The 11,343-nt window shown below is 65.7% G+C and carries 15 protein-coding genes; 7 read left to right on the forward strand and 8 right to left on the reverse strand.

Features of this window, described 5'->3' with window-relative positions; translation table 11 throughout:
• Positions 1 to 24: 24 nt before the first annotated feature.
• From AC5RW2_RS04050 to AC5RW2_RS04065, 4 genes are all read right to left on the reverse strand, one after another.
• Positions 25 to 393: a cupin domain-containing protein gene (locus tag AC5RW2_RS04050; RefSeq protein ID WP_493950614.1), complete on the reverse strand. Its 369-nt coding sequence runs from the start codon at positions 391 to 393 to the stop codon at positions 25 to 27.
• Positions 394 to 527: 134 nt separating this feature from the next.
• A complete protein-coding gene (locus AC5RW2_RS04055) occupies positions 528 to 1,652 on the reverse strand; it encodes an AI-2E family transporter (protein ID WP_493950613.1) in 1,125 nt (374 codons plus the stop codon).
• 41 nt (positions 1,653 to 1,693) lie between these two features.
• Positions 1,694 to 1,945, reverse strand: coding sequence for a hypothetical protein (locus AC5RW2_RS04060; RefSeq protein WP_493950612.1), 252 nt, complete (start codon positions 1,943 to 1,945; stop codon positions 1,694 to 1,696).
• A gap of 187 nt (positions 1,946 to 2,132) precedes the next feature.
• A complete protein-coding gene (locus AC5RW2_RS04065) occupies positions 2,133 to 3,029 on the reverse strand; it encodes a ribonuclease Z (protein WP_493962158.1) in 897 nt (298 codons plus the stop codon).
• Between the two features lie 156 nt (positions 3,030 to 3,185).
• On the opposite strand from AC5RW2_RS04065, the gene AC5RW2_RS04070 reads away from it, so the two are divergent.
• Entirely contained in the window at positions 3,186 to 3,788 is a 603-nt protein-coding gene (locus tag AC5RW2_RS04070; RefSeq protein WP_493962157.1) for a DnaJ family domain-containing protein, read from the forward strand.
• Between the two features lie 9 nt (positions 3,789 to 3,797).
• Here AC5RW2_RS04070 and AC5RW2_RS04075 read toward each other — a convergent pair whose 3' ends face one another.
• Positions 3,798 to 4,421 (reverse strand): uridine kinase family protein, encoded by a 624-nt coding sequence (locus AC5RW2_RS04075; protein ID WP_493962156.1) that lies wholly within the window; start codon positions 4,419 to 4,421, stop codon positions 3,798 to 3,800.
• Between the two features lie 162 nt (positions 4,422 to 4,583).
• Here AC5RW2_RS04075 and AC5RW2_RS04080 point away from each other — a divergent pair, with 162 nt between their 5' ends.
• From AC5RW2_RS04080 to AC5RW2_RS04090, 3 genes are all read left to right on the forward strand, one after another.
• The gene (locus tag AC5RW2_RS04080) at positions 4,584 to 5,378 is read left to right on the forward strand and encodes a lipoate--protein ligase family protein (RefSeq protein ID WP_493962155.1); all 795 of its coding nucleotides are present in this window, start codon (positions 4,584 to 4,586) and stop codon (positions 5,376 to 5,378) included.
• 40 nt (positions 5,379 to 5,418) lie between these two features.
• Positions 5,419 to 6,519, forward strand: coding sequence for a GTP 3',8-cyclase MoaA (gene moaA, locus AC5RW2_RS04085; protein WP_493962154.1), 1,101 nt, complete (start codon positions 5,419 to 5,421; stop codon positions 6,517 to 6,519).
• Positions 6,520 to 6,627: 108 nt separating this feature from the next.
• The gene (locus AC5RW2_RS04090) at positions 6,628 to 7,095 is read left to right on the forward strand and encodes a DUF4262 domain-containing protein (RefSeq protein WP_494073699.1); all 468 of its coding nucleotides are present in this window, start codon (positions 6,628 to 6,630) and stop codon (positions 7,093 to 7,095) included.
• A 35-nt stretch (positions 7,096 to 7,130) separates the two neighbouring features.
• Here AC5RW2_RS04090 and AC5RW2_RS04095 read toward each other — a convergent pair whose 3' ends face one another.
• From AC5RW2_RS04095 to AC5RW2_RS04105, 3 genes are all read right to left on the reverse strand, one after another.
• The gene (locus tag AC5RW2_RS04095; protein ID WP_493962152.1) at positions 7,131 to 7,760 is read right to left on the reverse strand and encodes an MBL fold metallo-hydrolase; all 630 of its coding nucleotides are present in this window, start codon (positions 7,758 to 7,760) and stop codon (positions 7,131 to 7,133) included.
• Positions 7,757 to 8,845: an S-(hydroxymethyl)mycothiol dehydrogenase gene (locus tag AC5RW2_RS04100; protein ID WP_493950604.1), complete on the reverse strand. Its 1,089-nt coding sequence runs from the start codon at positions 8,843 to 8,845 to the stop codon at positions 7,757 to 7,759. Before AC5RW2_RS04100 ends, AC5RW2_RS04095 begins: the two co-directional genes overlap by 4 nt.
• A gap of 165 nt (positions 8,846 to 9,010) precedes the next feature.
• Positions 9,011 to 9,268 (reverse strand): glutaredoxin domain-containing protein, encoded by a 258-nt coding sequence (locus tag AC5RW2_RS04105; protein WP_127512700.1) that lies wholly within the window; start codon positions 9,266 to 9,268, stop codon positions 9,011 to 9,013.
• A gap of 138 nt (positions 9,269 to 9,406) precedes the next feature.
• On the opposite strand from AC5RW2_RS04105, the gene AC5RW2_RS04110 reads away from it, so the two are divergent.
• The 3 genes from AC5RW2_RS04110 (at position 9,407) to AC5RW2_RS04120 (ending at position 11,264) form a co-directional block, all read left to right on the forward strand.
• Positions 9,407 to 10,114 carry an SOS response-associated peptidase gene (locus tag AC5RW2_RS04110; protein WP_493962151.1) on the forward strand — a complete coding sequence of 236 codons (708 nt, stop codon included), beginning with the start codon at positions 9,407 to 9,409 and terminating at the stop codon, positions 10,112 to 10,114.
• A gap of 184 nt (positions 10,115 to 10,298) precedes the next feature.
• Positions 10,299 to 10,730, forward strand: a complete 432-nt coding sequence (locus AC5RW2_RS04115; RefSeq protein ID WP_493962150.1) for an SRPBCC domain-containing protein — start codon at positions 10,299 to 10,301, stop codon at positions 10,728 to 10,730.
• Positions 10,731 to 10,949: 219 nt separating this feature from the next.
• Positions 10,950 to 11,264, forward strand: coding sequence for a DUF6504 family protein (locus AC5RW2_RS04120; RefSeq protein ID WP_136785395.1), 315 nt, complete (start codon positions 10,950 to 10,952; stop codon positions 11,262 to 11,264).
• The last annotated feature ends 79 nt before the right edge of the window (positions 11,265 to 11,343 follow it).

Raw genomic sequence — 11,343 nt, forward strand, 5'->3', positions numbered from 1 at the left:
TCCCCGCAGGTGGCGGAAAGAAACTTAGTCGCGTCGCTTGGCGTAGTCGACGTATCCCGCCCAGTCGATGACGACGCACTGCTCGTCGCCGATGACCCATGCATCGTGGCCGGGCGGGACCGACATGTAGTCACCGGCTACGAACTCGTTCTCTTCGCCGTCGTCCATGACGATCTTCATCCGTCCGGACAGCACATAGCCGGCATGGTCAGCCTGGCAGCTATCAGTCTTGGCGATTGGCTTCACGTGCTTGGACCATTGCCAGCCCGGTTCGAAAACGGCCCGCCCGACGCCGCCGGCCTCCAGATGAACCAGATCGAGCTTTCCTTTACCGTCTTCGAAGGGCCGGGTTTCTTCGGGTTCGTTTAGACTCTTGCGGATCATGCCGGCCATGAGGATCTCCTTTGAACCAAACGGTGCGATGCTCAAAGTGTGGCAGTCTCTCCGGGAAGGGGTCAATGCGTCGGCCACAGCCTGCCATCGACGGGCTTTTCCGCCGGTTTCCGGATGCGGCCCACGTCCGCGGGCTAAGTCGGTTCGGAGCCAGCCGGAGGCACGTCTGGATTGAGGTCTTCGAGCCGCGGGTCCTCCGCGGTCCAGACTTGCAACACGGCCCAAACGACGGCGGCCAACGGAACTGCCAGCACTGCGCCGATGATGCCGGCCAGAATCGTGCCGGCGGTCAGCGAGAAGAGGATCACCAGGGCATGCAGCTTCAGAGACCTGGCCATGACGACCGGCTGCAGCAGATGGTTTTCCAACTGGTTGACGGCAATCACGACGATGACCACGATCAGGGCGACGATCGGCCCCCGGGTCACCAGTGCCACCAGTACGGCCAACACGCCCGCAACTGTGGCTCCGACCAGTGGAATGAAGGCACCTAAGAAGACGATCATGGCTAGCGGGACGGCCAGCGGAACCTGCAGCACCAGCAGCGCGATCCCGATGGCCGTTGCGTCAATCAGCGCAATGGTTGCCGTGCCCCGGACGTAGCTGCCCAGCACTTCGAGCGTCCGTTTGCCGGCACGGCGCAGCTTGGCTTCCCGTGGGCCGCTGAACGGACGCAAGAGGAAGTCCCAGATTCTGGCCCCGTCTTTGAGGAAGAAGAAAAGGACAATAATCATCAGAGCGGTGCCGGCAAGAAACTCAGTGGCCACCGAAAGGCCCGACAATGCGCTGGAGCGTGCTTGGGCACTGGCCGCGAAATCGATCAGGGCCTGGCGCCCCTGTGCCAATTGCTCCTGGCTAACGGGAAAGGGCCCATTCAGCAGGAAGGAATCGAATTGGTCGAGCCCGGAGGCGGTGGCCGCTACCAGCTTCTCCCACTGGCTGCGCACAGCCAGGACAATCAGGGTTCCCGTCGCAGCCAGGACCACCAATAAGCCCAAAAAGGCCAGAAGCGTTGCCGGTATGTCGGGTAAGCCTGCCCGGCGGAGCATGTTCACCGCCGGGCCGATCGCCGCGGTCAGAATGAGGGCGATCAATACCGGTATGAGCAGCAGGCGGATTTGCAACAATGCGTAGACCGCCAGACTGACCAGAGTCAGGATCAGCAGGATCTGCGCGCAGCGACTGCCCGCGCGTCCGAGCGGATCCCGCCATGAACTGCCTGGGGTGTGAGACGTGGGATACCGCGAGGATGGTGCCATGCTTGGGTCCCTCCGATGGTGGAATCCCGGACTGTCCGTGTTTAGTCGCGCGGGTCGTCGGGGTCGAACTCGTCCAGCGACGCTCCCGGGCGGTCGTCCGACACGCCGCCTTCAAGCGGGTCGGACACGGTTTCGTCCACCGGCCGCTCGGATTCCGTGTCGACTCCTGCGGCTACCAAATCCGGCGGGACCGCGTCGACGCCTTCATCGGGAATGGCCGGATCTTCAGCTTGAATATTCAATTCCGGATCCGGCAGATTCTGCTCGCCCTCCGGACGGTTCTGTTCGCTCATCGAGGCCTCCGTCGATCGTTGATACACGGACCGGTTAGTGTGCCAACATAGCCGGAACGTGCACCGAGGGAAATAGTCAGGTGACCTGAAACTGCCGCCGGTGGGGGAAGAGACCGGACGGCGGGACCTGTGCTGGCACCCCGACGTCCAGGTGGGCGCGGACACGGAGCTCGCGCGGCTAGTGTCCTCATGTGGCGGCGGTCTGCCGGCGCTTGGGAAAGGGAATCACGTCCAGGTCCTGCGCCATGACGACGGCGGTGTCCCCGGCACGGGCGACAGCCTGCTCGCCGAGCGGGGACAAGTCGGCGTAGCGCGACGAGAAGTGCGTGAGCACCAGCATGCCCACCTTGCCGCCGGCCCCGAGGCCGCCTGCCTGTCCCGCGGTGAGGTGGCGGTACTGCGCTGCCAGCGCGCCGTCGTCGTCGCTGAAGGTGGACTCCGCCACCAGGAGGTCCGCGCCGTCCGCGAGCTCCTCGGCGCCGGCGCACACGGCCGTGTCCATGACGAAGGCGAACCGCTGGCCTGGCCGCGGCACGCTGACGTCTTCCAGCCGCACACCGTTCAGCGTGCGCTGGTGCTGCAGGCGTCCGACGTCGGGGCCGGTAATCCCGGCGGCAGCGAGCCGTTCGGGCAGCAGGGTGCGGCCGTCGGGCTCCGTCAGTCGGTAGCCGTAGGCCTCAATCCGGTGGTTCAGCGGTCGTACTTCGAGCCCATCCGCAACCGGACCGGCCGCGCCGTGCGGGTGCAGGCGCAGGTCCAGTCCCGGGGAAGCCAGCGAGACCAGCGCCCGGACCACGTCCTCGCCGGAGGCTGGGTAATGCAGGTGCACCGGGTGTGCAACGCCATCCAGCACCATGCGCGAAAGCACGCCCGGCAAACCGTAGCAGTGGTCGCCGTGCACATGCGTGAGGCAGATGCGGGTGATTCGGCTGGCCGAAACACCGGCCAGGATCATTTGCCGCTGCGTGCCCTCGCCCGGATCGAACAGCAGTCCCTCGCCGTCCCAGCGCAACAGATAGCCGTTGTGGTTGCGGGTCCGGGTGGGAACCTGGGAGGCGGTGCCGAGGACAACGAATGCGCGCATGGCTCCGAGTCTGCCACCGCGCGTTCGCGGTCTGCCACCGCCAGTCTGCGCGTTCAGCGACGCCCGCGACCTCCCGTGAACGGCCGGCGTGCATTGCCGCGTGCAGAACGGGCTGGGAAAATACTTGCAAAGGTTTTACGGAGGCGGTGAGGACAGATGGGCAGGGCAGCGGAGGACAACGGCCGGCGGTTGGAACGCGCCGCCGAGTTGCGCGCCGCCCGGGAACACGGCCCGGCCGGCCCGGAGGATGCCGAGCAGACCAAGGCGGACGAGGAGAAGCAGCGGAAGATTCGGGAGTTGGACACCTCCAGGCGTGCCGATTACCTGGTCCGGGAGGCCATGGCGCGCGGCGAGTTCGACGATCTGAAGTATGCCGGCAAACCGATCCCGAACCTGGGCAACGGATACGACCCTGACTGGTGGCTTAAGGGGCTGATCGAGCGAGAGCACCTGACCGGGCTGGGCCCGGAAGCCTTGCTGTTGCGCACCGAGGACGCGGAGCTGGATGGCCGGCTGGACCAACAGGTTGCGGAACGGCAGGTGCGCGAGATCTTGGAGGACTTTAACGCCAGAGTGGTGAACGCACGGCGCCAGCTGCAGGGAGGCCCGCCGGTGATCACCAAGACCCGCGACGTTGAGTATGAAGTCGGACGCTGGCGCGAACGCCGGGCAGTGAGGGCCGCCGCAGCGGCAGCCGAAGTGCCGGAGCCCGAGCCGAGGCGTCCCTGGTGGCGCCGGATATGGGACGTCACCGAGTAGTTCGGAACGCTACCCCCGCCCGCCGACCGACAGCGGCTGCAACCTGGCCAGTTCCTTCTTCACCTGCCGCTTGGCGACGGCACGGAACCCTGCGTCCAGATAGCGTTCGCGCACGCTGCGTTCGGAGCGGAAGAGTGCCCAGCCGCGCTTGAGCAGGAACGGCAGCGGTTTGCGGTGCTCGCGCAGGTCGCGGACCAGCCGGCGCACCGCCGTCGTCATGGGAGGGACCTTGATGAAGACGGCGTCCACCTCCACGCCGAGGCCGCGCAACGGGGCCAGCACGGTATCGGCGAAAATGCCCTCGGCGATCACCGGGCCTTCGGCGAGCGCCACGGTCCGGTAACCGGTGTAGCTGGAGGAGGCGATGGAGTAGTTGGGGATCTCGGTGCGCCCGGTCTGCAGCAACTGCACCATTGCGCGGGCCGCGGCGTCGCTGTTCCAGGTGCCGGGATGGTCCCAGTCGATCTCTCCGTAAGGTGTTTGCGGCAGCGGCGACGCGGCGGTGTGCTCGCTGATCTCCCGGTAGAACCCGTCGAGCTCCACGTGTGGGCGGCCGAACCGTGCCGCCAGATAGGACTTGCCGGAACCGGAGGCGCCGCCGAGCAGAATGAGCGGGGTTTGGGGAGAAGGCACACCGCTATTATTCCGCGTCCGACGCCGTGGCCTGCTCCACGCCTGCCCGGAGGTGGGCAGGACGGCGCAGACCGACGGCACAGGCGGCCGGCCGCACCGTAAGATTGGCAAGGGTATCCGCCCCCAGCAGGCGGCGCGGATCAGTACGTTGAGGAAGCAGGCATGACGTTGGAGCAGTCACCGCAAAACGCCGGCAGGCTGGAATGGGTCCAGCAGCCGGAATCGTTTGGTGCTGAAGCTGACCTGCAGTACGGGCTGGACCTGCTGGCCGCTGCCAAGCAGGGACGGCTCGGCCCCACGCTGCGCGTCTACCGTCCGGCGCCGACGGTGGCGTTTGGTCAGCGCGATGCACACTTGCCCGGCTTTGAGGAGGCAGCACGGCGTTGCCGCGAGCTGGGCTTCGAACCGCTGATCCGCAAGGCCGGCGGCCGCGCCGCGGCGTACCACGAAGGCTGCTTGGTGCTGGACCACGTGGAGCCGCTGGCCGATGCCATTGCCGGCGCGAAGAAGCGCTTCAGCCAGTTCGGCGAACTCATCGCCGGCGGCTTGCGCGACGCGGGGCTGCTGGCCGCCGTCGGCGAAATTCCGGGCGAGTACTGCCCCGGCGAGTTCAGCATTCACGGCGCGCACGCCGGGGATCCGCTGCGCCGGGTCAAGCTGGTGGGAACGGCCCAACGGGTAGTTGCCGGCGCCTGGCTGTTTTCCTCGGTGGTGGTGGTGCAGGATTCGACTCCGCTGCGCGAGGTACTCAGCGCCAGTTACGACGCGCTCGGCCTGGACTGGGACGCGGCGACCGCCGGTTCGGCTCAAGACTTGGTGCCCGGGCTGACCGTCGCAACGGTGGAACAGTCGCTGCGGGCGGCCTACGCCGGTCGCGCCGAGGTGCGGGATGAGGCGTTCGCCGAGCTGGTGGAACGGGTTCCGCCGCCCGTTGTAGTCCGGGCGCAGCCAGCCTAGTCTGGAAGGGACTTCAAGCCCCGGCAGGTGGAGGCGCACCATGGACGGGCCAGCGCAGCACGGTCCGCACCCTCTGAACGACGCGCTGGGCCGGCCACTGCGGGATCTGCGGATCTCGGTGACCGACCGGTGCAACTTCCGCTGCGTCTACTGCATGCCCAAGGAAATCTTCGGTCGCGACTTCGTTTTTCTGCCGAAAGACCAGCTGCTCAGCTTCGAGGAGATGACCCGGGTGGCCCGCCTAGCGGCCGCAGCGGGCGTGGAAAAGATTCGGCTGACCGGCGGCGAACCGCTGCTGCGGCGGGGCATTGAGAACCTGGTGGCCGGGCTGGCCGGACTGCGCACGCCCGACGGCCACCCGCTGGATCTGGCGATGACCACGAACGGTTCGGTGCTGGCGCGCAAGGCGGAGGCGCTCAAAGCAGCCGGCCTCTCCCGGGTCACGGTCTCGCTGGACTCCGTCGATGACGCCACGTTCCGCCAGATGAACGACGTCGACTACCCCGTGGCCACGGTACTGGAGGCAATCGAGGCGGCGGCCGCCGTCGGGCTTGGCCCGGTTAAGGTGAACATGGTGGTCAAGCGCGGAATGAACGACGGCGGTATCCTCGCGATGGCGCGCCACTTCCGGGGAACAGGGCACATCTTGCGGTTCATCGAATACATGGATGTGGGATCCACCAATGGTTGGAACCTGGAGCAGGTAGTCCCCTCGGCGGAGGTGGTGCGCCGGGTCGATGCTGAGTTCCCGCTGGAGCCGCTGGCTCCCCGCTACGCCGGCGAGACAGCGACGCGCTTCCGGTACCGCGACGGCGGCGGCGAGATCGGCACCATTTCCAGCGTCACTCAGGCGTTCTGCCATGGCTGCACCAGGGCCCGGTTGAGTACCGACGGGAAGCTGTTCACCTGCCTGTTCGGAACCCGAGGCACCGATCTGAGGGCTCTGCTGCGCGGCGGCGCCGGCGACGACGAGCTGGCGGGCGTGCTCGCCGGTGTGTGGCGCCGCCGTTCTGACCGCTATTCGGAGCTGCGCAGTGCCGCTACCACTGGCGTCCACCGTTCCGTGAGCGCTCCGGGGCAGGCCCCGCCGGCCGCCGGATGGCGGGGGCGCAAGGTGGAGATGCACTACATCGGCGGCTAGGGCGGACTTATCCACATCGGCGCAATTGCCGGTGCCCTTGCTGCGGGTCCGGATGCAGACTGGCTGGACGATCTGAGCAGTCGGCAAAAGGAGCCTATGGTGTGCGAGATGTGCGACGGCATGACCCATCGGGAGGCCAGGGAGAAGACGCTGCGAACCATCGACAAGTATGGCTGGCAGTGCATGATCGTTGAAGGGGATGCGGATAACACTGCTTTTGGCTACACCATCGGGCTGACGCAGCAGCAACACCCCGAGCTACTTGTCACCGGACGGACCCAGGCGGAAACCCACGCCATCCTCAGCCTGCTGGTGCACCGGGTGCGCCATCACGGCCGCACCCTGGTGGCCGGTATGGAGGTGGCGCTGCGGCCACGGAGTGTGGTGCTGGCCCGGATCGAGCGGCCGCAAGATGTGCTGCTGGTCGCTGCGGACCTCTACAAGGGGCGGCTGCGCGGCCTGCAGGCCATCTGGGCCGACGAGGAAGGGCTGTTTCCCTGGCAGCAGGACGTCCCGGACGTGCTGACCCAGCCCCTGTATGGAACACCGCCCGTGCTCAAGCCGAAACCGACTTAAGCACGGGCGGTGCATGGGTGCTGGATATGCGCCACTCAGTGGCCGCGGGCGATCCATTCATCCAGGTGCGGTGCTTCGGCACCGATGCTGGTGGAATCGCCGTGCCCGGTGTTCACCGTGGTGTCCGCCGGCAGCGTCAGCAGCTTGTCCTTGATCGACTCGATGATCGTCTCGAAGCTGGAGTAGCTGCGGCCGGTGGCACCGGGGCCGCCGTTGAACAGCGTGTCGCCGCTGAACAGCACGTTCTCCGACTCCAGGTGGAAGCAGACCGATCCGGGGGAGTGGCCCGGGGTGTGGATGGCCTTCAGCCGCGCGCCGGCGACCTCGAATGTATCGCCGTCCTTGATGGCGTGGTCCGGCGAGCTGTCCGGGAAGACCGTGTCCCAGAGCATCCGGTCGGCGTCGTGCAGGTAGACCGGTGCCTTCACCAGGTCCCGGAATTCGCCGACGGCGCGGATGTGGTCGTCGTGGCCGTGGGTCAGCAGGATGGCCTTCACCGTCCGGGTGCCGACCGCGGCGGCGATGGCCTGCGGGTCGTGTGCCGGGTCGATGACGAAGACCTCGGCGTCGTCACCGACAATCCAGACGTTGTTGTCCACATCCCAGGTGCCGCCGTCCAGCGAGAAGGTACCCGATGTGACCAGGTTTTCGATGGCGGCGCTCATGCGACCTCCACCACCGAACGCAGGACCTTGCCTTCGTGCATCTTGTCGAACGCGGCTTCCACGTCTTCCAGTTTGATCCGCTCGGTGACAAAGGCGTCGAGGTCCAGGTTGCCCTGCTTGTAGTGGCTGACCAGCATGGGGAAGTCGCGGGAAGGCAGGCAGTCGCCGTACCACGAGGACTTCAGCGAGCCGCCGCGGCCGAACACGTCCAGCAGCGGCAGTTCGAGCTTCATCTCCGGCGTGGGCACGCCCACCAGCACGACCCGGCCGGCCAGGTCGCGGGCGTAGAAGGCCTGCTTGTAGGTTTCCGGGCGGCCCACTGCTTCAATCACGACGTCGGCGCCGTTGCCGCCGGTGAGCGCCCGAATGGCCTCCACCGGGTCCTGTTCCTTGGAGTTGACGCCGTGCGTGGCACCCAGGGACTTGGCCAGTTCCACCTTGTTGTCGTCGATATCTACGGCGATGATCGTGGTGGCCCCGGCCAGCTTGGCGCCGGCGATGGCGGCAATGCCAACACCGCCGCAGCCGATCACGGCCACGGATTCGCCGCGCTTGACCTCACCGGTGTTGATGGCCGCGCCAATGCCGGCCATCACGCCGCAGCCGAGCAGGCCCACTGCGGCCGGATCGACGTCGTCGTCCACCTTGGTGCACTGCCCGGCGGCCACCAGGGTCTTTTCCGCAAAGGCGCCGATGCCCAGAGCGGGGGAGAGCTCGGTGCCGTCCTCCAGCGTCATCTTCTGCGTGGCGTTGTGGGTGTTGAAGCAGTACTGTGCTTGGCCGCGCTGGCAGGCCCGGCATTCACCGCAGACGGCGCGCCAGTTCAGGATTACGCGGTCGCCGGGGGCCAAATTGGTCACGTCCGGGCCGACGGCGCTGACCACGCCGGTGGCCTCGTGGCCGAGCAGGAACGGGAAGTCGTCGTTGATCCCGCCCTGCTTGTAGTGCAGGTCCGTATGGCAGACGCCGCAGGTGAGGATGTCCACCAGCGCCTCGCCCGGACCCGGATCCGGCACCAGGATGGTTTCGATGGAGACCGGCGCATTCTTTTCCAGGGCCACTACTGCCCGTACCTTGTGAACCATGCGGGAGTGATTCCTTCCTAGCGAAGTCTGGCGAGGCCGTCGTCGGCCGCCTCTGCCCATCCTAGGAAGAAAACAGGGGCGCCACAATTTCCAAAACGATTGTTATGGAAACTGTGGCGCCCCGATTGCCCGCGGCTTGGAAACCGGCTGGCGGAGCCTGCGCCGCTAGACGCCCAAGCGCTCCTTGACCAGCGACAGCGGCGGGTTCGTGGCGCTGCTGCCATCCGGGAAGAGCAGTGTGGGGACCGTCTGGTTTCCGTCGTTGAGCTTCTCGACCAGTTCGGCGGTGCCCGGAACCTCTTCGATGTTGATCTCGGTGTAGCCGATGCCCTGCGCATCGAACTGGGTCTTCAGGCGACGGCAGTAGCCGCACCACGTGGTGGAGAACATGGTGACGGTTCCGGCAGCAGGTGTGTAATCCAAGGTGGCTCCTTCTGGTATGAAAGCTTGTGTACATGTCAACGTCGCACCGGACGCGGGCATTCCCGGTGGCGGGCGCTGCCGCGGACAGTGCCTGCCCTGCCCGGTCTGGATCCGCGGCACGTGGACCATAATGGAGGCATGTGTGGCAGATACGTCATGGCGCGCGGAACCGGCGACCTGGTGGCTTCATTCGATGTCGATGAGTCCTATGTTGATGAGATCCGGCCTTCATACAACATTGCACCGACTGACGAAGTCCCCCTGATCATCGATCGCAGGGGGCACGACGGCGACGGGGTGTCCAGGAAGCTCATCATGGCCCGGTGGGGCCTGGTACCCTCGTGGGCCAAGGATCCTCGCTCCGGCGCACGCCTGATCAACGCCCGGATGGAGACCGTCACGGAAAAACCCTCGTTCCGTAAGGCTGCGGCGAGAAAGCGCGGACTGCTCGTAGCCGATGGGTACTTTGAATGGCAAAAGACCCCGGACGGCAAAATACCAACCTATCTGCACGGCGAACGCGAAGAGATGTTGGCCTTCGCAGCACTCTTCGAGAACTGGCCGGATCCAGCCTTGCCCGACGACCATCCGGACAAGTGGCTGCGGACCTGCACCATCATCACCACCCAGGCCTCCGATTCGCTGGGACACATCCATGACCGGACGCCGCTGATCGTCCCGACTGACCTTTATTCGGACTGGCTGGATCCGGAGACAACATCCGAGGCGGATGTACAACAGCTGCTGGCTGCCATGCCCGAACCGCATCTGGTTCCGCGGCGAGTCAGCTCCAAGGTGAACAATGTGCGCAATAACGGGCCTGAGCTCATCGACGAAGCGGCCTGAGTACCGGCCGGGCCGACCGGAGGAATGATTTCTCCTGTACACGGGGGCCCGCCTTCGCAGGCGGCCGTCCGCGACAATTCCGCCAAGCGTATTGTGCCCCGGCCGTCACTGCTGGAAGCTAGGGGTGTGGCCGGACCGCACGCTTCGCGGCTGTCTGCTCGAGCTGTCTGCGGGGGAGGAACCCATGACGGGAAAATTTGTTGCCAGTTCGACGACGACCATCGCAGCACCGCCCGATCGTGTCTGGTCGGTGATTACCGACCCCGAAGCCATCAAGGGGTTCATGTTCGGCACCGAGGTCCAGACGGACTGGAGCGTCGGCGGGCCTATCCGCTGGCGCGGCGAATGGGAAGGCAAGGCCTACGAAGACAGGGGCCAGGTGCAGGAGTTCGAACCCGGCAGGCGGCTGGTCGTCACACACTTCAGCCCGCTGACCGGGCTAGAGGACGTGCCGGAGAACTACCACCGCCTCGTCTGGACGCTGGAGGAAGTTCCCGGCGGGACCGAGTTCACGCTGTCCCAGGACAACAACGCCAGTGCCGAAGATGCCGAACACTCCAAATTGATGTGGGACAAACTGGTCGGCGATGTGAAGTACCTGGCCGAGCAAGGCTAGGGAGCAGGGCAGCGTTCGTCCACATCGGACCCCATTAGGAAGCATCGGCTGGCGGCACCTCCTCACTCTGATTTTGTCAGTGCCCGTGCCTACGCTTGATCTTGGATTCGAACACATATTCGAATAGAATAAGAGGGTCAAGTTCTTCGGCAGGCGTGTTGGCGCAGGGGCGCGTGCTGCGGACTCTGACCCGTTGTCCAGATGAAAGGTGACTGGAACATGGGTGTTTTCAGTGAAGCTGTCGAAGTTGTTTGTTCCCCTGCCGGACAGCCGCTACGGCTGCGGTGGCAGGGCAGGAGCTACCGGATTGTCGCAGAACCCGTGCGTTGGTACGAACGCCGCAAGTGGTGGGCGGAGGAACTGCGTGCAGAGCGGGGCAGGGGAGCCGGGTTGGTGGACCATGAAATCTGGCGTGTTCAGGCACGGCTGAACGGCAGGTCCCAGATCCGCACCTTGGATCTTTCCCATCAGGTGGATGCCGATCGCTGGCGACTGATCCGTGTCCATGATGCCGTCCGGGAACTGAGCGCCTGAGCGCAGACACGCAATATTTATTCGCCTCGGTTCCGCGGCTTCTTGCCGGATAACGATCCTGTGCCTTGATAAGGCGTTT

The organism is Arthrobacter sp. B0316-1-20 (assembly GCF_059091865.1).